Raw genomic sequence first — 23,653 nt, forward strand, 5'->3', positions numbered from 1 at the left:
ATGGAACAGTTAACAAAAAATTTACTAGCAGGCATGAATCCTGAACAGGAAAGAGCAGTTAAAACAACTGAAGGACCATTACTGATTATGGCGGGTGCTGGGTCAGGAAAAACACGAGTTTTAACACATCGTATTGCGTACCTAGTTATCGAAAAGGAAGTATATCCTTCTAAAATTTTAGCGATTACGTTTACGAATAAAGCAGCACGAGAAATGCGTGACCGTATTGATGGCATTCTTGGCAATGGTACTGGCGATAGCATGTGGGTATCGACTTTCCACTCCATGTGTGTAAGAATTTTACGTCGTAATATCGATCAGCTAGGCATTTCTCGTAATTTCTCTATTTTAGATTCTACGGATCAGCTTTCAGTCATTAAAAATGTGATGAAGGAAGAAAATATTGACCCAAAACGTTTTGAGCCACGAGCAATTTTAAATGCTATTAGTGCAGCAAAAAACGAGTGTATAACAGCGGATGATTACGCTGGACAAATGAATGATAAAAACCCTTATGAACAAACTGTTGCACGTGTCTATAAAGGCTATGAGAAAAGATTACGCCGTAACCAATCCCTCGATTTTGACGATTTAATTATGACAACGATTACTTTATTTAAACGTGTACCTGAAGTGCTAGAATATTATCAAAATAAATTTCAATATATTCATGTAGATGAATACCAGGATACCAATAAATCGCAATATTTACTTGTACAGTTACTGGCAAAGAAATTTAAAAATATTTGTGTTGTAGGGGATTCCGATCAGTCTATATATCGTTGGCGGGGTGCAGACATTGGAAATATTCTATCCTTTGAGAAGGATTATCCAGCTGCAAAGGTGATTATGCTTGAGCAAAATTATCGTTCAACTAAACGCATCCTACAGGCAGCCAATGACGTCATTCAAAATAATACAACACGTTACCCAAAAGAATTACGCACAGAAAATTCAGAGGGTGAAAAGATTGCACTATTTAAAGCTTATAACGAGCAAGAGGAAGCGCAATTTGTTGTACAAACGATTCAACAGTTAATTGAAAAAGAAAATCGTTCATTTGATGACTTTGCTATTTTATATCGTACAAACGCTCAATCTCGTGTAATGGAGGAAGTGCTTGTTAAGTCCAATATGGCCTATCAAATAGTAGGCGGAACAAAGTTCTATGATCGAAAAGAGATAAAGGACTTACTAGCATACTTACGACTTATTGCCAATAATGATGATGATTTATCACTAGCACGTATTATTAATGAGCCAAAGCGCAGTATTGGTGCAACTTCCTTTGAAAAAATGGCACGTTATGCAATAGATCAGGATCGTTCAATTTTTGACGCGATGAATGATCTTGTCTTTATGGGGCTATCAGGGAAAGCAGCAAATTCAGCGGAGCAATTTTATGCCATGATTAAAGGCTTTACACAAATGCAGGAATATCTATCTGTCACTGAAATTGTAGAGCAAGTTATTGATAAATCAGGCTACCGAGCAATGCTACAAAACGAAAAAACAATTGAAGCAGAAAGCCGTTTAGAAAATATTGAAGAGTTTCTATCTGTCACAAAGGCTTTTGAGGAGCGCAGTGATGATAAAAGCTTAATTGCCTTTTTAACAGATTTAGCCCTAATTGCTGATATAGATGCACTCGACAAAGAGGATGCATCTAAGGGCAATATTATTTTAATGACGATGCATGCCGCTAAAGGCTTAGAGTTCCCTGTTGTCTTTATTATCGGTATGGAGGAAAACATCTTCCCTCATTCCCGTTCGCTAGACGATCAAGATGAAATGGAAGAGGAACGTCGCCTTATGTATGTTGGTGTGACGCGCGCTGAGGAACGTTTATATTTGACATGTGCACAAAGCCGAACGATTTTTGGTCGTTCAAGCTTTAATAATGCCTCACGATTTTTAGGTGAAATTTCTCAAGATATTACAGAGTCCATTTCGAAGGCAGGGACAAAATCAACAGTACCATTTGCTACAAATCGTTCAACAGGTGGCCTTCAAAAGCGTACACTTGGTGCTATTCAGCAAACACAACCTGCTACAGCACGTTTACAAGCAACGGGTGGAGATCAATTTGGGTGGAAGGCTGGAGATAAGGCGATTCATAAAAAATGGGGAACAGGTATGGTTGTTAGTGTAAAAGGTGAAGGTGATAGTACAGAGCTTGATATCGCATTCCCACAACCAATTGGTATTAAGCGATTACTTGCTCAATTTGCACCGATTGAAAAAGCGTAAGCGGAGGAACGGTAAATGAACGAAATAGAACAGCGAATAGCGGAGTTAAATAAATTATTACATGAATATGGCTATGCCTATTATGTATTAGATAAACCTGTCGTAGCAGATAGTGTCTATGACCAGCTATTACAGGAACTGATTGCATTAGAAGAAGCGAACCCATCCCTTATTTACCCCGATTCTCCTACGCAGCGTGTTGGTGGAGCAGTGGTAGAGGGCTTTAGGAAAGTGACTCATGATTACCCAATGCTTAGTCTTTCAAATGCTTTTAATGAAGCGGACTTACGAGAATTTGATCGTAAAGTGCGTCAGGCAATCGGAGACCAATTTTCTTATGTATGCGAGCTAAAAATAGATGGTTTGGCTATTTCATTAAAATATGAAAATGGCATGTTTGTACAAGGGGCTACAAGAGGAGATGGTGTGATAGGAGAAGACATTACCGCCAATTTAAAGACCATTCGAGCGATCCCATTACGTTTAAAAGAGCCTATTACAATCGAAGTACGCGGTGAGGCGTACATGCCAAAAAAATCATTTGAAAAATTAAATGCGCAACGTGCCAGCAATGGGGAAGAATTATTTGCTAATCCACGGAATGCCGCTGCTGGCTCATTACGTCAATTAGATCCTAAAATTGCAGCAAGTCGCCAACTATCAACTTTTATCTATGCCATTGGTGGAGATGGTGAGGTTTATGGAATGGATGGACATGCAGAAATGCTTGATTATTTAGAGGGGCTTGGGTTCCCTTCTAACAAAGAGCGTCAACGTTGCACAACCATTGAAGAAGTAATGGCCTTTATAGAACATTGGACAGAAAATCGTCCAACTTTAGCGTACGAAATTGATGGTATCGTGATTAAGGTGGATCGTTATGCACAGCAAGACGAGCTAGGCTATACAGCAAAAAGTCCACGTTGGGCGATTGCTTATAAGTTCCCAGCAGAAGAAGTTGTTACAACGTTACTTGATATTGATTTAACAGTAGGACGTACAGGTGTTGTTACTCCAACAGCGATTTTAACTCCAGTCCAAGTAGCGGGAACAACGGTTCAACGCGCTTCTTTACACAATGAGGATTTAATCCGTGATAAGGATATTCGTCTTGGAGATACAGTTATTATTCGAAAGGCTGGAGACATTATCCCTCAAGTTGTAGGTGTGCTAATAGAGCAACGTCCTGAGGATTCAGTACCTTTTGTTATGCCAAAAAATTGCCCTGTTTGTGATAGTGAATTGATTCGTATTGAAGGCGAAGTGGCCCTGCGCTGTGTAAATCCAGCCTGCTTTGCCCAAATTGCAGAGAGCATAAAATATTTTGTTTCTCGAAACGCCATGAATATTGATGGTCTTGGGGATAAAGTAGTGGAGCAATTATTGCGTGCAGATTTAATACATGATGTTTCAGATCTCTATCATTTAACGGTGGAGCAACTGGTGGAATTGGAACGTATGGGCGAAAAATCAGCCACTAATTTAGTAAATGCTATTCAAGCTTCGAAGGAAAATTCGATGGAGCGTTTATTAATTGGACTAGGAATTCGTCATGTTGGTGAAAAAGCAGCCAAAATTGTATCAGAAGAATTTGGTTCAATGGAAGCGGTGATGGCTGCAACAGAGGAACAGCTTGTGGCAATTTATGAAATTGGCGATAAAATGGCTTCATCGTTAGTGGAGTATTTCTCGAATGAAGATGCACGAGCAGTCATTGGGCGTCTTGCTGAGGCAGGCGTGAATATGACATATAAAGGTAAAAAAGTAGAAGTGGCGATAGGTGATAGTCCTTTTGCAGGTAAAACAATTGTCTTAACTGGTAAACTTGAGCAATTGACACGCAACGAAGCAAAAGCGAAAATAGAAGAGTTAGGTGGTACAGTCACGGGTAGTGTTAGCAAAAAAACGGATCTGGTGATCGCAGGTGCGGATGCAGGCTCTAAACTAACAAAGGCTGAGCAACTAGGTATTGAAGTTTGGACTGAAGATAACTTAATTGAACAACTTAACCTCATCTAATAAGCGCACAACATTTTCCCTTCTAAGAAGGAAGCGATGTGGAGTGCACAACCGTTACATCAAGGCGTCGAAAAGATTCGTCGACCTAAAATTGACTATTAGTAAAGGAGCACTAAATAATGAAGTCTTTTCGACTCATTCCAGCAATCGTAGCTGCTGCAATGCTAGTCGGCTGTGTGCCTTCTGATAAGAAGGAGACAGAGCTTACACAGGAAACGCAACAGAAAGAAAAAGCTGAAACAACAATTATCCCAAGCATACAAATTGATGAATCTTATTATAAGACGCTTATCCCTTATAAAGAGAGTGCAAGTAGAGGTCTAGTGGTATCTAACGTTTATACGAAATATGATATGAAGGAAGTTGAATCAGGTTTAATGCGTTTATCTCAAAATGAGTTCGACACAGAAAACTACTACTTCCAAGAAGGTCAATATTTAGCTGAAAGTACAGTAAGCTCTTGGCTTGCTCGTAGTTCACAAACAGAGGATGGATTAAATCCACCGACAACAGATACAATGACACCAGAGGAGCGAGCAACAAAGGCTCCAGTTTATTTATCCCATATTGTAGAGCAAAACTACTTAACAAAAACGAAGGATAATAAAGTGAAACTAGGTGGGATTTCAATCGGTCTTGCCTTAAATTCTATCTATTATTATCAAAAAGAACAGTATGGCGAATATTACGAGGAACCAATTTCAGAGTCTACTCTTATTGAGCAAGGCAAAAAAATGGCTGCTGAAATCGTTTCTCGTTTACGTTCACGTGATGAGTTAAAGGATGTACCGATTGTGGTCGGTTTGTTTAAGCAACAAGCCCGCAATCAAATTATTCCAGGGACCTATTTTAGTTATGGTGTAGCAAAATCTGGACAGAATAACATCGATGAGTGGAAAGGTATAGATGAAAATTACGTCTTATTCCCAACAGATGATTCACAAGATGTATACCGAGACGTCAACAATAACTTCAAGAATTTTAAACAAGATGTTGATAAATACTTTTCTAACTACACAAGTGTGATTGGTACTGGTTTTTATCGTAATAAACAAATACAAAATCTTTCGATTGAAATTCCGATCCAATTTTTCGGTAAAGCAGAAATAATAGGATTTACACAATATTTGACGGGTATTTTAATCAATCAATTTGATAATATTCATGTGGAAGTGAGTGTTACTTCAGTGAATGGTCCTGAGGCATTAATCATTAAAAAGCCCAACGACAAAGACCCTTATGTGCATGTTTATGATTAATATAGTCAGCCTTTGTGCTGGCTATATTTTTTATATAGATGGATAGAAATTGAGGAACACTACAGGGTGATAGAGACAACACTTTGTTATAGTAGTGAAAGTTTCTATATTTTTAGTGAAAGTTGTGATTTTTAATATGAAAAATGTTATGATTATTGGCATGGTTAACTTTATTCAACCCTATTGTTATCAATAAAAACAATGAATTGAACAAGTATTCGGAGGTGTGAAAAATGGCTAAATTAACAAAAGAAGAAGTAAAGCACGTGGCAAATTTAGCGCGTCTTGCAATTACAGAAGAAGAAGCAGAGAAATTTGCTGAACAGCTTGGAAAAATTACAGACTTTGCGGAGCAGTTAAATGAACTGGATACAACAAATGTTGAACCAACAACGCACGTTTTACCATTAGTGAATGTAATGCGTGAAGATGTAGCAGTAAAAGGTTTAGACCGCGAAGTAATGATGTTAAACGTAAAAGAACAAGAAGATGGTCAAGTAAAAGTACCAGCTATCATGTAATACTAAAACATAGGAGGATTCCTCATGACGTTATTTGAACGTTCAGCTAAGGAGTTACAAGCGGAAATTAAAGCGGGTAACTTATCAATCGCTGACTTAACGAAAGAAGCATACGAGCGTATTGCAAAGCTTGATGGCGATGTACAAGCATTCCTTGCTTCAAACGAAGAAAAAGCAACTGCCCAAGCTGCTGAAATGGATAAAGTACCATTTGAAAAGCGTGGACCATTATTCGGTCTACCAATCGGTGTGAAAGACAACATCGTAACAGAAGGCTTAGAAACAACATGTGCCTCTAAAATTCTGGAAGGCTTTATGCCAATCTATGATGCAACTGTTGTCAACAAGCTACGTGAAGCTGGCATGATTACAGTCGGTAAATTAAACATGGACGAATTTGCAATGGGTTCTTCAAACGAAAACTCATACTATAAAACAACAAAAAATCCATGGAACTTAAACCACGTACCAGGAGGATCTTCAGGTGCATCTGCAGCAGCAGTAGCAGCAGGTGAAGTACCATTCTCTCTTGGTTCAGATACAGGTGGTTCAATTCGTCAACCTGCAGCTTACTGCGGTGTTGTAGGGATGAAACCTACATATGGTCGTGTATCTCGTTTTGGTCTAGTTGCATTCGCATCTTCTCTAGATCAAATTGGGCCAATTACACGCAATGTTGAAGATAATGCGCTATTACTAGAAGCCATTGCTGGATTAGATCCTAATGATTCGACTTCTGCGAATGTTGAGGTGCCAAATTACGCTGCAGCTCTTACTGGTGATGTAAAGGGCTTACGTATCGCAGTACCAAAGGAATTCCTTGGTGAGGGTGTTGGTGAAGCAGCTCGTCAATCAGTGCTTGCAGCATTAGAGGTATTAAAAGGCTTAGGCGCTACTGTAGAAGAAGTATCACTTCCTCACTCGAAATATGCACTAGCTGCGTACTATATCCTTTCTTCATCTGAAGCGTCTTCTAACTTATCTCGTTTCGATGGTATCCGTTATGGTTTCCGTGCAGAAAATGTGACAAATTTAATGGATCTTTATAAAGAAACACGTGCACAAGGCTTTGGTGATGAAGTAAAACGTCGTATCATGCTAGGTACTTACTCACTAAGTGCAGGTACGTATGATGCGTACTACAAAAAAGCACAACAAGCACGTACACTGATCAAAGCAGACTATGATAAAGTATTTGAAGACTTTGATGTTATCATTGGACCAACAGCTCCAACACCAGCATTCAAAATTGGTGAAAACGTTGATGACCCAATGACAATGTATGCTAACGATATTTTAACAATCCCGATGAACTTAGCAGGTGTACCAGCGATTTCAATTCCTTGTGGCTTTGAAAATGGTCTACCATTAGGTTTACAAATAATTGGTAAATACTTCGATGAAGCGACTATTTACCGTGTAGCTCATGCTTTTGAACAAGCAACTGAGTTCCATAAAGAAGTTCCTCAAATGTGGGAGGGAAAATAACATGAACTTTGAAACAGTCATTGGTTTAGAAGTACACGTTGAGTTGAAAACAAACTCAAAAATCTTCTCTCCAGCACCAGCTCACTTTGGTGCTGAACCAAATACAAATACAACAGTAATTGATTTAGGCTATCCTGGGGTCCTACCAGTCCTAAACAAAAATGTAGTAGATTTCGCTATGCGTGCAGCGCTTGCACTCAATATGGAAATCGAACAAGAGACAAAATTTGACCGTAAAAACTACTTCTATCCAGATAATCCGAAAGCTTATCAAATTTCACAATTCGATAAACCAATTGGTAAAAATGGTTGGATTGATATTGAAGTAGACGGCTATACAAAACGTATCGGTATCACACGTCTTCATATGGAAGAAGATGCTGGTAAGCTTTCACATGCTGGTGACCACTCACTAGTTGACTTTAATCGTCAAGGTACACCACTGGTTGAAATCGTTTCTGAACCAGATATTCGTACACCAAACGAAGCATATGCATACCTAGAAAAATTAAAATCGATTATTCAATATACTGACGTATCTGATTGTAAAATGGAAGAAGGCTCACTACGTTGTGATGCCAACATTTCTATTCGCCCTTATGGTCAAGAAGAATTTGGTACAAAAACAGAGCTTAAAAACCTGAACTCCTTCAACTATGTTCGTCGTGGTTTAGAGCATGAAGAATTACGTCAAGCAGATGTATTGTTATCAGGTGGCGTGATTGAGCAAGAAACACGTCGTTTCGATGAAAAAACAGGTAAAACAATTTTAATGCGTGTTAAAGAGGGAACAGATGATTACCGTTACTTCCCAGAGCCTGACTTAGTTCGTCTTTCAATAGATGATGAATGGTTAGAGCGTGTGAAATCTGAAATTCCTGAGCTTCCAGATGCCCGTAAAAAGCGCTATGTTGAAGAATTAGGCTTAACACCATATGATGCTGGAGTTCTTGTTATCTCTAAAGAGATCTCAGACTTCTTCGAGGCAATGGTAGCAAATGGCGCAGATGCTAAGCTTTCTGCTAACTGGTTAATGGGTGATGTTTCTGCTTATTTAAACGCAGAGCAAAAAGATCTTAAAGATACAGCATTAACACCAGAAAACCTTGCTGAAATGGTGAAATTAATCACGGACGGTACAATTTCTTCTAAGATCGGTAAAAAAGTATTTGCTGAATTAGTAGAAAATGGCGGCTCTGCACAGGATATTGTGAAAGCAAAAGGCTTAGTTCAAATCTCCGATGAAGGTGCATTACTAGCTATCGTAACAGAAGTTTTAGATAACAATGCCCAATCTATCGAGGACTTCAAAAATGGTAAAGACCGTGCGATTGGCTTCTTAGTTGGTCAAATTATGAAGGCAACAAAAGGTCAAGCTAACCCACCAATGGTTAATAAATTATTACAACAAGAAATTGCCAAACGATAATACTCGTTGTAACATAATAGCCGAGAGAGCTTCCTTGCTCCCTCGGCTATTAATTTGCAAAAAATGTAACAAATTTGCATTTTACGAAACTTAATAGTTGTTTAAAAAGAGTATTCATAGCAAAATATAGAATAGATAATAATAAGGGGGACGAGCCAATGAAAACAGAACAACAGTATTTTAATGAAGCTATATCAATACAACAATATATGGAGAACATGACGACGTTGAAAGAAGAAAGCTTTCGTATTTATGATGGCTTTCAAGTACCAACAAACGATGGTTTTATCGAGTTATTAAAGGAAAAGCAACCTAACATTTTAACCATTACAGAAGATTGGTGCGGAGACGCAATGTTAAATAATCCGATTATTCGCCGTGTTGCTGAAGCAGCAGGATTAGAAATGCGTACTGTTTTCCGTGATGCTGATACAGAGCTAATTGATCGATATTTAACAAACGGTGGTCGTGCAATTCCGATTTATCTCTTACTAGATGATGCTGGTGAAGTGATTGGAAAATGGGGACCACGTGCACCTGAATTACAAGAGTTCGTCGTAACGAAACGAGCAAGCTTACCAGATAAAGAAGATCCAACATTTGAAGAGGCTCAAAAGGCTCTGTATGCAGAAATTCGTGAGGAAAATATCTCAAATCAAACATATTGGACATATGTTTATGAGGACTTTAAGAAGCAAGTAACAGAAGCATTACAAAAATAACAAGAGCATTGCAACATTTCAACGTATAAATCGTTGAATGAAGTAGAATCTTATGAAGCAGGAAGGTATGTTATGAAACGAGCAAGAATCATTTATAATCCTACATCTGGACGCGAAGTGTTTAAGAAACATCTACCAGAGGTGTTGGAAAAACTAGAGGTAGCAGGCTATGAGACATCCTGTCATGCAACAACATGTGAAGGCGATGCAACGCTTGCAGCAAAAAATGCGGTAGAACGCGGTTTTGATATCATCATCGCAGTGGGTGGAGATGGCACATTAAATGAAGTTGTTTCAGGTGTAAGTCCATTTGAAAACCGTCCGAAAGTTGGTCTAATTCCGATGGGCACTACAAATGATTTTGCCCGTGCCGTGCATATCCCTCGAAATATTGAAGAGGCAGTAGACATTATTATTCAAGGGGATACATTACCAGTCGATGTTGGACTCTTAAATGGCGAACGCTATTTCATCAACATTGCTGCTGGCGGACGTATTACAGAACTAACTTATGAAGTACCAAGCAAAATGAAAACAATGCTTGGTCAGTTAGCCTATTATGTAAAGGCAGTTGAGATGATTCCATCCATCAAAGCCTCACATATGCGCATTGAATATGATGGGGAAGTATTTGATGGCGACGCTATGATGTTCCTATGTGGGTTAACGAATTCAGTAGGCGGCTTTGAAAAACTAGCTCCTGATGCAAGTATTAATGACGGCTACTTTACTTTAATAGTGCTAAAAAAAGTTAGTCTTCCTGAATTTATTCAACTAGCTGCCATGGCATTAAGAGGCGAGCATTTAAATGATGATCGTGTCATCTACAAAAAAGCTAGCGTTGTTAAAGTTACTACAGAAAATGAGGTCCACCTTAACCTCGATGGCGAATATGGCGGAGATGCCCCCGCTACATTTGAAAACCTAAAGCGTCACATCGAAATCTTTGTCCCACTAGCAGATATTCGAGAAGAAGACCGTATTTAATGAACCCGAAAAGCTCATCCAATTTTATTGAGGATGAGCTTTATTTTGTATTTTTGGTTGATTGCTTGAAGTGCTCTCAAAGGTAAAGTTACCTCTCCAAATCCTCTTAACAAAAATTCCATCACTAGAATAAAACTGACTAAATCCCATAAACTAAGCACTAGAAGCAAGATTGTGAATGAAATTAGAAAAATGTTTGGCAAATGTGCGTATATTACTTGAACAAAATTTGAAACCTTAATAATAGACTGAAATTTCGGTCCGTTATTAAGGTTTTTTTCGTTGGAATAGTGGAAAATGGGGGTATGGATAAGGGAAAGGAAGTGTTGCCTTTGTATAAGTCACAAGAAAAGAAGCTTATATGGCTAAGCTTTGGTGTTGCAATCATTATGCTACTTTCTATTCTTGGAAGAATATTTGGAAGTTAAGGGGGGCAAATGAGATGATTAATGAATCAGCGGTCTATTGGAGCCGAGCATTAACGGAGTTAACATTATCGTTCCATATTATTTATGCAACTATTGGTGTGGGCGTTCCGTTAATGATTATGATTGCTCAATGGACTGGGTATAAAAAGAATGATGAGCATTATATTTTAATGGCAAGACGTTGGGCCCGTGGTTTCGTCATTACTGTAGCAGTCGGCGTGGTAACTGGAACCGCAATTGGCTTACAACTTTCATTATTGTGGCCTAACTTTATGCAACTTGCTGGTCAAACAATTGCGTTACCACTTTTTATGGAAACGTTTGCATTTTTCTTTGAAGCCATATTCTTGGGCATCTATTTATATACTTGGGACCGCTTTGATAGTCAGAAAAAGCATATGCTATTGTTAATCCCTGTAGCTGTCGGAGCGTCGATGTCAGCGGTCTTTATTACCATCGTTAATGCTTTTATGAACGCACCAAGAGGATTTGATATTGTAGATGGAGAACTTGTTAATATTCAACCTTTTCTTGCAATGTTTAACCCAGCCATGCCAACAAAGGTTGCACATGTACTTGTGACAGCGTACATGACATCGGCATTTGTCCTAGCAGCTATTGCAGGATTTAGAATGTTAAAGGGCTCGAAACATGTATACCATAAAAAGTCACTACTTTTATTAATGAAAATTGGCTTGATTTTCTCCATTGCAGCCGCTGTAATAGGAGATTTTTCAGGAAAATACTTAGCTGAATATCAACCCGAAAAACTAGCCGCTGCAGAATGGCATTTTGAAACAGAAGGTAAGGCTTCCCTTGTATTATTTGGTGTCTTAGATGGAGAAGAAGTTAAATATGCTATTAAAATTCCGTATGCTTTAAGCATTCTTGCACATTTTAATCCTAATGCAGAGGTAACCGGCTTAGATCAATTTGAGGAAGAGGATTTACCGCCACTCTATATTCACTATCTCTTTGATATCATGGTTTCCATTGGTATGTTTATGGTGCTAGTTTCATTACTTTATGTTGTAGGGAAAGCACGGGGCTGGCAGTTTATTCATTCACGTTGGTATAGATGGATTATCGTAGCGGGAGGACCACTTTCAATAATTGCGATTGAAGCAGGTTGGTGGCTTGCCGAGGTTGGACGTCAACCATGGATACTTTATGGACTAATGCGTACGCCTGAGGGAGCTACGACGAGCGACCATGTGGATTTAATGCTGCTTTTATTCGCAGGCGTCTATGCAGTATTAGCAGTGGGAAGTATTGTCGTATTGGTAAGAATGTTTAAAAAGAACCCAATCGAACGCGAGATTGAAGATCGCCACTCTGAAAAAGGCGGTGACATCCTATGACATTAGAGATTTTAGGTATTTCAGTATTATGGATATTCCTATTTGGCTATGTCATCGTCGCATCAATCGATTTTGGTGCTGGCTTCTTTAATGCATACAGCCTACTTATTGGAAAAAATCATATTTTAACAAATATTATTAAACGTTATTTATCGCCTGTTTGGGAAGTTACTAATGTCTTTTTAGTATTCTTCTTTGTAGGAATCGTAGGATTTTTCCCACAAACTGCTTTTTATTACGGAACGATTTTACTTGTGCCAGTCAGTATTTCACTTGTACTCTTGGCAATTCGTGGCTCCTACTATGCCTTTGAATCGTATGGTACACGGGGACATATCGGATATACGCTGACATATGGTGTGGCAGGTTTATTAATTCCCGCTTCCTTGTCTGTGGTCTTTGCTATTGCTGGTGGAGGCTATGTTGATTTAATTGATGGGCAACCTGTGCTGAACTACTGGACTTTATACACAAGTCCATTTGCTTGGAGCATTGTGGTGCTAAGTATCGCTGCTGTATTGTATATTTCAGCCGTATTTTTAACATGGTACGCGCATAAAGCAAATGATAGCGAAGCAACGAAACTGATGAGAAAATATGCACTTGTGTGGGCAGCACCGCTTATGATTAGTGCTCTGGGCATTATGTATGAAATGAAATCCATCAACCCAGAGAGCTACAGTCATATGGTGAATTTATGGTGGATGTTTGCGATTTCAGCTGTCTTATTTATTGTCACAGTCGTACTCATTGCCATGCGGAAAAAGTACGGACTTGCAGTTGGGCTCCTAATTGCTCAATTTGCCGTAGCCTTCTTTGCTTATGGAATTGCTCAATATCCATACCTACTGTATCCGTACTTAACCATTTACGATAGCTTTACAAGCACACAAATGGCGATCGCATTAGTTATCGCATTTATTTTAGGACTGTGTCTTCTTCTACCTTCACTTTATTTATTGATGAAACTATTCTTATTCAATAAAAAATATGTGACAGGAAAAGAAGACAATCACGCATAGGAGGAAAGCACGTATGCAAAGTTTTTTAATTTTTTATGCACCTTTTATTGTCGTCATTCTTGGTATCTTGTGTGCATTTTGGTGGGCACCAAGAGATTATCATATTACAAAAGAGCAGGAAAAGAGTCGCGAATAGCGACTCTTTTTTCAAGTTAATTAGCAGAGACACGTAACAGCCAAGTCTTGTTCTTTTTTCATTTGCCAACACATGCTACAATAAGGAGATTGAAATGGAGGATGTACGAATGTCAGCACCCGTGAAAAAAAATGAACGACTTTCAGTTTATATAGAAGATCTAACACATGATGGTAATGGTGTCGCAAAGGTTGATGGTTATCCACTATTCATACAAGGTGCACTGCCAAACGAAACGGCCGAAATCCATGTGTTAAAAACATTAAAAAACTATGGCTTTGCAAAGGTAATAGATATTATCAAGCCATCTCCAGACCGTGTTGAAGCTCCATGTAATTACTTCAAGCAGTGTGGCGGCTGTCAATTACAGCATTTATCCTATGAGGGGCAGCTAAAATGGAAAGAAAATATGGTGCGCAATGTGATGCAGCGCATTGGTAAAATTCATGCACCTGTTCACCCAGTAAAAGGTATGAAAGAACCTTGGCACTACCGTAATAAAGCGCAAATTCCTTTCTCTGAAAATGAAACAGGACAAGCAATTGCAGGCTTTTATAAAACAAAAACGCATAGCATTGTGGATATGGATCGCTGTTTAATTCAAACAGGAGAAGCAGATGCAATTCTTGCAGGCTTGAAAAAGGAATTAGCAACGTTAGGTATTCGCTCTTACAATGAGCATACACATGAGGGCATGTTGCGTCATGTCGTTATCCGTAAAGCACGAGCAACAGGCGAAGTCATGGTTGTCCTTGTAACGAAAAAGAAAAAGTTTCCACAAAAAGAGGCAGCTATTACAGTAATCCAAAAGCTAGTGCCAAACGTTACATCGATTATGCAAAATGTGAATAGTGAGAAAACCAATGTTATTTTTGGTGATGACACAATCAACCTTTGGGGTAAAGACATTATTATTGATACTATTGGTGACGTACGTTTTGAAATCTCGGCTCGCTCCTTCTATCAAGTCAACCCAGAGCAAACAGAGGTCCTCTACAAGCAAGCACTAGATTATGCTGACTTACAGGGAGATGAACGTGTCATTGATGCGTATTGTGGAATTGGTACGATTTCTTTATTCCTTGCTCAAAAAGCAAAGGCTGTCATGGGCGTGGAAATTGTCCCACAAGCGATTGAAGATGCCAAGCGTAACGCATTGCTTAATGGTTTTACAAATACTTATTTTGAGGCAGGACCAGCAGAGGAAGTTATCCCAAGATGGTATAAAGAGGGCAAGGAAGCAGACGTACTAGTAGTTGATCCACCGCGCAAAGGCTGCGATGAAGCACTGCTAACTACTATTCTAGAGCAACGACCAAAACGAGTGGTCTACGTGTCCTGTAATCCAGCCACACTAGCACGCGATCTTCGCATTTTAGAGGATGGCGGCTATCAAACACAGGAAATCCAGCCAGTGGATATGTTCCCGCATTCGACGCATTGTGAAGCAGTAGCATGGTTGAAATTAAACGAGTAACACATTACTCAACTACCTACACAATATAAAAATTACGTTTTAGGACGTATTTCAGTAAAAATATTTTTTCTTATTTGTTTATCAATAAAAACTCGGATTCGATCAAATACGAATCCGAGTTTTTTCCGTTAATTTCAATATGCTACATATCATCCATGCGTATCTCTAGTTTAATTGTTTTTTCTCCAATATGACTTAAAAGAGACTCTGTCAATTCTCGTCTTATTTGCGTGATATGGTTTTCCATGAGTTGCTTGGCTTGGTTCGCATCTCCAGAAGCAATGGCTAAGTAAATTTTTTTATGTTCATCGATGGTTTCTTGCGCTCGTTCTGGATCTTCCAAGCGTTGTCTGCGGGTAGCTCGGATTGTGTCCTGCATATGCTCGCTAAGGGTTTGAAATAATTGTAAAAATATTGAGTTATGTGAGGCGAGTACAATATTATGATGGAAACTTAGGTCTGCTTGAATTCCTAATTCTACATCATTTTTACCTTGATCCATCATGTCTAATGCTTCACTAATTCGTTCTAAGTCTATAGAAGTAGCTCGTCGTGAAGCTAAAAAGGCACACTCTACTTCAAGTGCTTGGCGAAGCTCCAACATTTCATAAATTAATTTTTTTTCAGTATTTATAATTGTAGAGGAAAGCTCTTCACCTAAAGTATGGGATTCTGCTGTTTTAATAAAGCTACCACTGCCTTGTTTAATTTCAATAAATCCCTTTATTTCAAGCTTTCGAAGTGCCTCTCTTACGGATGTCCGACTTACATTAAAACGACTCGCTAATTCTCTTTCTGTCGGGAGTTTATCCCCAGGCTGTAATTCACCATTTAAAAAATATTCCTTTATTTGATCAACGATTACCTGATACGCTTTTTTCTTTGGTTGAGGCATTACCTATCTCACCACCTTAAATACATAGTACTATAAACGCTTTAATCATACAGAAATACAGCATGTTTATCAATTTACGAAAAAAATTAATAGTTGATATTTTCTGAATATTTAGTACAATGTAAAAAGGTTGGACCAATTTTAAGAATACGGAAAATTGGTATGACATATAAATTTATCAATTAAACATCCAAATACTATGAGAGCAAAAGGGGAAGGAAAAAATGATTACTACAAATGAAGAATTGGTGATGGCTCTACGTAGAGTTCTTCCAGAAATTGAGGTGACAATCAATCAAACGATTTTAGAACAGCATAGCAGTGATGAATCCTATCATAGTGCCTGTCTACCCGATATTGTGGTGTTTCCGACAAAGACGGAAGAAGTGTGTAGGATAATGAACATAGCAAATCAATACAAAGTACCAATAGTGCCATTTGGAAGAGGCACAAGCTTAGAAGGACATGTGATTCCTTATAATCATGGGATAACGATTGATTTTTCACTCATGAACAGAATAGTAGAAGTTAGAGAGAAGGACTTTCTTGTGAAAGTTCAACCTGGGGTGACACGTTCTCAGTTGAATAAAGAGTTGAAGAAATATGGATTATTTTTCTCTGTAGACCCAGGAGCAGATGCGACAATTGGAGGAATGGCCGCAACAAATGCTAGTGGGACAACATCTGTTAAATATGGAACTATGCGCGATCAAGTTCGAGATTTAGAGGTTGTTCTGTCAGATGGAACAGTGATTCATACAGGGAATTTAGCAGAGAAATCTTCATCGGGCTATCATTTAAACGGTCTATTTGTTGGGTCAGAGGGAACACTTGGTTGTTTTACTGAGTTGACGTTAAGAGTTTATGGTATTCCTGAATGTGTCATGGCTGCTAGAGCGTCCTTCGAAACAGTGAATGATGCTGTGGAAGGAGTTGTGAGTATTCTACAAGCGGCAATTCCCATTGCAAGAGTTGAACTTGTAGATGAACCTTCAATGAAACAAGTGAACTTGTATAGTCAAACAGCTTATGAGGAACAACCAACCTTATTTTTGGAATTTGAGGGAAATGAGGCTGGCTTAAGACAGGATGTAGAATTTATGAAAGAGATTGTAGCGGCTCATAATTGCAAAAATATTGAATTTGAGATGGATAATGCAGCCCGAAATCAGCTATGGGAAGCTCGCCATAATTTAGCTTACGCCTATGTCCATGGACATCCAGGAAAAAAACTAATGGTAACCGATGTTTGCTTACCGATATCCGAGCTAGCAGGTGCTATTGAACATGCAAGAGAAGCACTTGATATGTTAGCGCTTACAGGTGGGGTTGTTGGACATGTTGGTGATGGAAATTTCCATGTACTATTAATGATTGATATGAATGATCCAAAGGAAATAAAGAAAGCTGATGAATTAAATGAGTTGATTGTGATGTATGCACTAGAACGAGGAGGAACTTGCACAGGAGAACATGGTGTGGGCGTTGGTAAGCAGAAATATCAAGAGAAAGAACACGGTAAAGCACTTCTTGTGATGGAAAAGATTAAACAAGCACTTGATCCTGACACACTTTTCAATCCGAATAAAATATTGAAAATAAAAATATAGGGAGTGGAAATATGAAAATTTTAGAAGCGATTAGTACGATAGCTGGAAAATATTTTGCCATCTGGGTTATTTGTATTGCTGTTATTGCCTTTATAGCTCCGGAGCCCTTTTTAATATTTGGAGGGTATATCACGATTTTGTTAGGCATTGTTATGTTTGGCATGGGTCTGACGTTAAAAGCAGTAGATTTTAAATTGGTTATAACGAATCCTGTACCAGTCATTATTGGTGTATGTGCTCAATATGTTATCATGCCACTTTCCGCTTTTTTAATTGCTTATATAATGAACTTGCCAGCAGAATTAGCTGCAGGGCTAGTCCTTCTTGGATCTGTGCCAGGTGGAACTGCTTCAAACGTCATGGTGTATTTAGCTAAAGGAAATGTACCTTTGTCCATCACAATGACCTCCTTTTCGACATTATTAGCTCCAATTGCCACACCACTCATCCTATTATTACTTGCGGGTAAATGGATGCCAGTTGATCCAATAGCAATGTTTACTTCAATTATACAAGTAATCATTATCCCTATTATCCTAGGGATAGTTATAAGAAGAGTTGCTCCTCAAATCGTAGAAAAAAGTATTAATGTGATTCCTCTTATTTCAGTAGTTGCTATTATGATTATTGTTTCTGCTGTTGTTGCTGGTAATGTCAATACCATCGCTTCGGCAGGCTCCATTATTTTTGCAGCTGTAGTGCTTCATAATGCATTCGGATTGTTATTTGGTTATCTAACAGCTCGTGTATTAGGTCTTGATGAAAGCAATCGAAGAGCTATTTCTATTGAAGTTGGAATGCAAAACTCTGGTCTAGGTGTAGCGTTAGCCACTGCCCACTTCGGTCCTTTAGCCGCCTTACCTAGTGTACTTGGGGCTGTTTGGCATAATATTTCTGGTCCGATTCTCGCTACTTATTGGTCGAAAAAACCAGAGAGACCAGAGGTACACCATAAAAAACAGATACAAGAAGAGAACAGCAGAACTCAAATGTAGGATGATAATTATCCAATGTTTACAATGGATTTATTTGAAAAAATATAGAAATGAAAATTAGGTATAATAAAAGTAGATGAGATAGAAACAATCTATACCATCTGCTTTTTGTTTTTTTAAATATCATTTAGGACGGATTTTCGTTAAAATAAACCTTGTTGATAATTACATTGCTCTTCATAAATAATACTTCTATTTGTATTAGGTAATGAGGCAAATGTAATATTTTATATTTTTTGACTGAGAGTTTGGCGATATGTCCATAGTGAGAGGATTTGGAATTAACATGATAGATAATTTTTGGCGCGATTTACCACGGCCTTTTTTTGTGCTTGCACCGATGGAAGATGTGACGGATGTTGTTTTTCGTCACGTCGTAAGTGAAGCAGGTCGACCAGATGTATTTTTTACTGAGTTTACAAATTCGGATAGCTATTGTCATCCTGAGGGAAAGAAAAGTGTGCGTGGCCGTTTGCTCTTTACAGAAGATGAGCAGCCAATGGTGGCACATATTTGGGGAGATAATCCCGAGTATTTCCGTGAAATGAGTATTGGCATGGCAGAGCTAGGTTTTAAAGGCATTGATATTAACATGGGCTGCCCTGTACCGAATGTAGCTTCAAGAGGGAAGGGGAGTGGCCTAATTCTTCGACCAGATGTGGCGGCAGAATTAATTCAAGCAGCAAAAGCGGGCGGACTGCCTGTTAGCGTGAAAACGCGACTTGGCTACAAGGATGTAAATGAGTGGGAAGAGTGGCTAACGCATATTTTAAAGCAGGATATAGCGAACCTTTCGATTCATCTACGAACAAGAAAGGAAATGAGCCTAGTAGATGCGCATTGGGAGCTTATCCCGGAAATCAAAAAGTTACGTGACCGTATTGCACCAAATACACTACTAACAATCAATGGAGATATTCCTGACCGTCAAAAGGGAATGCAGCTAGCTGAACAATATGGTATTGATGGCGTGATGATTGGGAGAGGTATTTTTAAAAATCCATTTGCTTTTGAAAAAGAGCCAAAAGAGCATAGCAGTAAAGAGTATCTTAATCTTTTAAGACTGCAGCTCGATCTTCAAGATCAATATGCGGAAGAACTACCACGTTCCATCACAGGGCTTCATCGCTTCTTCAAAATTTATGTCAAAGGATTCCGAGGAGCTGGCGAATTAAGAAGTCAATTGATGAACACAAAATCAACGGATGAAGTGCGTGCATTGCTGGACAACTTTGAATCAAACAATATTGAATGACAATGAAATGATGGAACTACCAATAAAGTCAAGTAAATAACAGTAGAAGTAGGAGCAAAGAGTAGGGGATGAGATTTCCTTTTCTTTGCTCCTTTCAATGTAGATTTGAAATAAAGTCACGATATTTATAAAAAACATGCTACGTTTATAAAAAGATTTGATTAAAAATCCTGTGTTGCTATGCAGGATTTTTTACTTGTTCCACAAACGAGCCAGATTGTTGAATAGCAACTTTTATGAAAGATTACCAAACGACGCTTTTGGGACGTTTTTAATTCAACTAACCCCACAGTTTATTTGAATTAAAAAAATGTTTAATAAGGACTTATTCATTGAATACGTCTTTTTTATTTTAGAAAAGTGCATCTTTTTTTGATGGTAGGCTATCTAATAGATAGGGTGGTGAAAAGGATGGCGGTTAACGAAAAGAAAATAAAACAATCAATCAGAGGGGACCGAGAAGCACTGCTGTTTTTGCTGAATCAAGAAAAAGAGAAGCTTTACAGGGCTGCTTATAGCTATGTTCGAAATGAGGCGGATGCTTTGGATGTTTTCCAGCAAACGGTGTTGCTAGCAATTGAGTCGGTTCATCAGCTACGAGAGCCAAAGTATTTCACGACATGGCTGATGAAAATTTGTATCAATGCATCACTAAGTGTACTCCAAAAACAAAAGAACGTAATTTTAATTGATGAAATTAAACTTAGCACTCTCTCCACTGAAATCGCAACATCTGATGAAAAGCTGGATTTATTGGATGTCATTTATGGATTAGATGAAAAATATAAAACAGTCCTACTCTTAAAATATTATCAGGATTTAACTTACGAACAAATAGCAGAGGTACTTGGCGAACCGATTGGTACTGTCAAATCGAACGGCAAGAGAGCGTTAGCGAAAATCAAAAAGACATTGAAGGGAGCGTACATAGATGAACGAACAAGACCGATTTAAGGAGGCAATGAATGAAATTTATGTTCCTTCTAAAGAATTAGATGCTATTTTGGCTGACGCTTTTAAGCAGGAGGAGAAGCAACGGAAATTCCCCTTTATACGAATAGTTAAATATACGGCTGCTGTGGGAATTTTAACGATGGGTCTCATTTCATCTGCTTACGTATCACCTGCATTTGCTAACTTTGTAACGAAAATCCCGATTATTGGTCAGGCATTCGACTATTTTATCCAACTGGAAGACTACTATCAAGCATATGAAGAGGTGAGTACAGATATTGGTATAGTCCAGGAAAGCAACGGAATTGAAATAATTATTGAAAAAGCATTTTACGACGGCAATACAGTAACCCTTTCATATATTATACGAGCTGAAGAAGATTTAGGCTCATCCCCGACTTTTGAGAATCTGCCAAAGAATATAGTGAATGGAAGCTATGATGGAGGGTATGTGAATGGTGTCGGCTATGTAGGCATGATGACGTTGTCTATGCGTGATAAAAAACAAGATAAAGTGAATATAGAATGGAGTCCTCAAGCAATTTATTCGGGGGGAAAAGTAATGAAAGGCGACTGGTATTTTGAATTTTCTTTAAGCAAGCTAGAAGGAAAACAGATCGTAATTAATGAGCAAGTAAACAAAGAGGGTGTAACGGTGGAGCTAATCGATGCAATCAAAACAGATGTTAATTTAACGATTAACTACTTACAAGATATCGATCCTGCTGTTCATGAAAGATGGAATTATGTTGAGGCTGAATTGAGTGCGATTGATAATTTAGGCAATAAATATGAAGTTCCATATAACGGTGGATCTGGTACGAAGGATGGGGATTCGAGTGAAGATATCACATGGAATGCAACAATTCATGGACTAGATCCTGAGGCAACATCGATTACATTTTATCCATTCGCTCATGTAAGTAATAGTCAAAGTGATAATAAACGAATTGATTTCGAACCTATTACGATTGAATTAAATTAACTATTTATCCTTATTCGCTAACAAGCGCTTTAGTGTAACAAGAACTAATATTGTATACAAAATTATATAAAAAACGTTCTCAAATGAAAGTTTGGAAACGCACAAAGAAGGCACGAATTTTGTTAAATCAACGTTCATACCTGTTATCGTTCTTATACTTCAATTAAAGGAGCTATAATCTTCCACAATTGAGCGCATTTCTTTAATTAAGGAATGCGTCTTTCTTCATCTAAAGGGCAAAATAGTTGAGTAAAGTTTCACTATATAAAAAAATTCGCATTAAGGCGAACTTAGTTTTTAACCAGTATCCCTAAGATATAGGGGTTGTATTTTTAGGTTACTTATTATAAAATCTAACTAACGTTAGGTAGTTTGTATAAATATCATCGAAATACTGTTATTTTTTTATTTAAAAATCTAACGAACGTTAGTTAATTTACAGTTATTAAAAAAGAAGGAGAGATTTTTTATGGCTTGGTTTTATCTTATTCTTGGAGGTATCTTTGAAGTCGGCTGGGCTCTTGGATTAAAGTATTCTGATGGCTTTACAAATATAAGTGTTCTAATTCCTACATTGTTGTTATTGGTTTTAAGCTTTTGGTGTTTTTCGAAAACATTAGTGACTCTTCCTGTGTCAACGGCCTATGCGGTGTTTACAGGACTAGGGGCATTTGGAACAGCTGTAGTAGGTATGACTTTGTTAGGTGATCCAGTGAGCTTTACGAAAGTTGTTTTAGTATTCATATTAATCAGCTGTATTATCGGTTTAAAAATAGTATCCAATGAAACAGAAACGGAAAGTGGTGAATAAAATATGGGATGGCTTTTTATAGTAATGGCAGGCTTATTTGAAGTTGGAGGCATTATTAGCCTTAAATTAACTGAAGGATTTACAAAACTTAAACCGACAATATTGTTGATCGTGTGCATGGGATTGAGCTTTTTCTTTCTTTCACTATCATTAAAGGAAATTCCTATTAGTATTGGCTATGGTCTGTGGACAGGTATTGGGGCAGCCGGAAGTGTGTTACTTGGTATGTTCATCTTTAATGAGCCTAAAAGTATAAAAAAATTACTGTTAGTTGGTGGTATTATAATTAGTATCGTAGGTCTTAAGCTTGTGTCCTAAATTGTTTTACTTTTAAATTGAGGTGAGGAAATGAAAAAGGGAGAAGAAACGAAACAAAACATTCTAGAACATGGATTAAGATTATTTTCCTCAAAAGGGTATGAGGAAACTTCTCTTAAAGATATCGCAACTAAAGTCAACATTAAGACACCTTCCATTTATGCTTATTTTTCAAGTAAAGATGAACTCTTTGAAAAAATAGTAGAATTTGTGATTGATGACTATGTTAAATTTATTGATGATCAAGCATCTACTATAGGTCCACTTTCCACTAAAGATCAGTTATATAAGTTGTTAGGAGAATTAAATGAATACTACTATATGAATGACAGAGGGGTTTTTCTTAAACGGTATGGCGTTTTCCCACCTGAAAGATTTAAAGAACTTATCACTCAAAAAAACAGTATGGTTGAAAATGAAATTAGAAAATTACTTTATAGAATTTTAGATGTTGAATCAGACGATCATCAGTTTATCGATAAAGAGAACATTGCAACAGCTTTTATATGTCTCCTAGATGGCATGTTGTTCTATCTCATGAATTATTCATTTGAAGAATATGAAAGAAGGCTAACATCTACTTGGAAGGTGTTCTGGAAAGGGATATTGAAATAGATGACCTCTGAGTCTGGGTGACAGGGTATAATAAGATTAAATTCTTATTTATTGTATAAACTTTGATAGCATACTAGAGAAAATGCTTCTTAGATTAGGGAGAAGGATTTACCTTC

At 37.9% G+C, this 23,653-nt stretch carries 21 protein-coding genes; 20 read left to right on the plus strand and 1 reads right to left on the minus strand.

All coding sequences use genetic code 11. The features are described from left to right. The 12 genes from pcrA (at position 1) to rlmD (ending at position 15,099) form a co-directional block, all read left to right on the plus strand. Positions 1-2,250 (plus strand): DNA helicase PcrA, encoded by a 2,250-nt coding sequence (gene pcrA / locus CD31_RS08435; protein ID WP_036076876.1) that lies wholly within the window; start codon positions 1-3, stop codon positions 2,248-2,250. Between the two features lie 15 nt (positions 2,251-2,265). Continuing rightward, on the plus strand, positions 2,266-4,269 hold the full coding sequence (gene ligA, locus CD31_RS08440; RefSeq protein WP_036076877.1) for an NAD-dependent DNA ligase LigA: 2,004 nt from the start codon (positions 2,266-2,268) through the stop codon (positions 4,267-4,269). Between the two features lie 119 nt (positions 4,270-4,388). Next, entirely contained in the window at positions 4,389-5,528 is a 1,140-nt protein-coding gene (locus CD31_RS08445) for a CamS family sex pheromone protein (protein ID WP_016995193.1), read from the plus strand. Between the two features lie 233 nt (positions 5,529-5,761). Beyond that, on the plus strand, positions 5,762-6,049 hold the full coding sequence (gatC, locus tag CD31_RS08450) for an Asp-tRNA(Asn)/Glu-tRNA(Gln) amidotransferase subunit GatC (RefSeq protein ID WP_004225708.1): 288 nt from the start codon (positions 5,762-5,764) through the stop codon (positions 6,047-6,049). 24 nt (positions 6,050-6,073) lie between these two features. Continuing rightward, positions 6,074-7,537, plus strand: coding sequence for an Asp-tRNA(Asn)/Glu-tRNA(Gln) amidotransferase subunit GatA (gene gatA, locus CD31_RS08455; protein WP_004225706.1), 1,464 nt, complete (start codon positions 6,074-6,076; stop codon positions 7,535-7,537). 1 nt (position 7,538) lies between these two features. Further along, complete coding sequence (gene gatB, locus CD31_RS08460) at positions 7,539-8,966, plus strand: Asp-tRNA(Asn)/Glu-tRNA(Gln) amidotransferase subunit GatB (protein ID WP_016995192.1); 1,428 nt, start codon at positions 7,539-7,541, stop codon at positions 8,964-8,966. A gap of 158 nt (positions 8,967-9,124) precedes the next feature. Continuing rightward, positions 9,125-9,688: a thioredoxin family protein gene (locus CD31_RS08465; RefSeq protein ID WP_016995191.1), complete on the plus strand. Its 564-nt coding sequence runs from the start codon at positions 9,125-9,127 to the stop codon at positions 9,686-9,688. A 72-nt stretch (positions 9,689-9,760) separates the two neighbouring features. Continuing rightward, the gene (locus CD31_RS08470) at positions 9,761-10,675 is read left to right on the plus strand and encodes a diacylglycerol kinase (RefSeq protein WP_004225701.1); all 915 of its coding nucleotides are present in this window, start codon (positions 9,761-9,763) and stop codon (positions 10,673-10,675) included. Between the two features lie 442 nt (positions 10,676-11,117). Beyond that, positions 11,118-12,464 (plus strand): cytochrome ubiquinol oxidase subunit I, encoded by a 1,347-nt coding sequence (locus tag CD31_RS08475; protein ID WP_036076878.1) that lies wholly within the window; start codon positions 11,118-11,120, stop codon positions 12,462-12,464. Next, positions 12,461-13,486 carry a cytochrome d ubiquinol oxidase subunit II gene (locus CD31_RS08480; protein WP_016995189.1) on the plus strand — a complete coding sequence of 342 codons (1,026 nt, stop codon included), beginning with the start codon at positions 12,461-12,463 and terminating at the stop codon, positions 13,484-13,486. The genes CD31_RS08475 and CD31_RS08480 overlap by 4 nt, the downstream gene beginning before the upstream one ends. Positions 13,487-13,499: 13 nt before the next feature. Next, on the plus strand, positions 13,500-13,622 hold the full coding sequence (cydS, locus tag CD31_RS24005) for a cytochrome bd oxidase small subunit CydS family protein (protein ID WP_004225690.1): 123 nt from the start codon (positions 13,500-13,502) through the stop codon (positions 13,620-13,622). Between the two features lie 109 nt (positions 13,623-13,731). Next, the gene (gene rlmD, locus CD31_RS08485) at positions 13,732-15,099 is read left to right on the plus strand and encodes a 23S rRNA (uracil(1939)-C(5))-methyltransferase RlmD (RefSeq protein ID WP_036077017.1); all 1,368 of its coding nucleotides are present in this window, start codon (positions 13,732-13,734) and stop codon (positions 15,097-15,099) included. 142 nt (positions 15,100-15,241) lie between these two features. Here the strand turns inward: rlmD and CD31_RS08490 are convergent, their stop codons facing one another. Continuing rightward, complete coding sequence (locus CD31_RS08490; RefSeq protein ID WP_052125358.1) at positions 15,242-15,994, minus strand: FadR/GntR family transcriptional regulator; 753 nt, start codon at positions 15,992-15,994, stop codon at positions 15,242-15,244. 224 nt (positions 15,995-16,218) lie between these two features. Between CD31_RS08490 and CD31_RS08495 the strand changes: the two genes are divergently transcribed. The 8 genes from CD31_RS08495 to CD31_RS08530 all read left to right on the plus strand — a co-directional run bounded on the left by CD31_RS08495 (position 16,219) and on the right by CD31_RS08530 (position 23,537). Beyond that, on the plus strand, positions 16,219-17,604 hold the full coding sequence (locus CD31_RS08495; RefSeq protein WP_036076879.1) for an FAD-binding oxidoreductase: 1,386 nt from the start codon (positions 16,219-16,221) through the stop codon (positions 17,602-17,604). An 11-nt stretch (positions 17,605-17,615) separates the two neighbouring features. Further along, positions 17,616-18,599: a bile acid:sodium symporter family protein gene (locus CD31_RS08500; protein ID WP_036076880.1), complete on the plus strand. Its 984-nt coding sequence runs from the start codon at positions 17,616-17,618 to the stop codon at positions 18,597-18,599. A 286-nt stretch (positions 18,600-18,885) separates the two neighbouring features. After that, positions 18,886-19,854 (plus strand): tRNA dihydrouridine synthase, encoded by a 969-nt coding sequence (locus tag CD31_RS08505; RefSeq protein WP_036076881.1) that lies wholly within the window; start codon positions 18,886-18,888, stop codon positions 19,852-19,854. A gap of 411 nt (positions 19,855-20,265) precedes the next feature. Further along, positions 20,266-20,808, plus strand: a complete 543-nt coding sequence (locus CD31_RS08510; protein WP_036076883.1) for a sigma-70 family RNA polymerase sigma factor — start codon at positions 20,266-20,268, stop codon at positions 20,806-20,808. Continuing rightward, positions 20,786-21,793, plus strand: coding sequence for a DUF4179 domain-containing protein (locus tag CD31_RS08515; RefSeq protein ID WP_036076885.1), 1,008 nt, complete (start codon positions 20,786-20,788; stop codon positions 21,791-21,793). The genes CD31_RS08510 and CD31_RS08515 overlap by 23 nt, the downstream gene beginning before the upstream one ends. 469 nt (positions 21,794-22,262) lie before the next feature. After that, positions 22,263-22,604 carry a DMT family transporter gene (locus CD31_RS08520; protein ID WP_036076886.1) on the plus strand — a complete coding sequence of 114 codons (342 nt, stop codon included), beginning with the start codon at positions 22,263-22,265 and terminating at the stop codon, positions 22,602-22,604. 3 nt (positions 22,605-22,607) lie between these two features. Then, complete coding sequence (locus CD31_RS08525; RefSeq protein WP_036076887.1) at positions 22,608-22,922, plus strand: DMT family transporter; 315 nt, start codon at positions 22,608-22,610, stop codon at positions 22,920-22,922. Between the two features lie 30 nt (positions 22,923-22,952). Further along, positions 22,953-23,537 carry a TetR/AcrR family transcriptional regulator gene (locus CD31_RS08530; protein ID WP_036076888.1) on the plus strand — a complete coding sequence of 195 codons (585 nt, stop codon included), beginning with the start codon at positions 22,953-22,955 and terminating at the stop codon, positions 23,535-23,537. Positions 23,538-23,653: the final 116 nt, after the last annotated feature.

The organism is Lysinibacillus boronitolerans JCM 21713 = 10a = NBRC 103108 (assembly GCF_000772935.1).
GTDB classification, from domain to species: Bacteria; Bacillota; Bacilli; order Bacillales_A; family Planococcaceae; genus Lysinibacillus; species Lysinibacillus boronitolerans.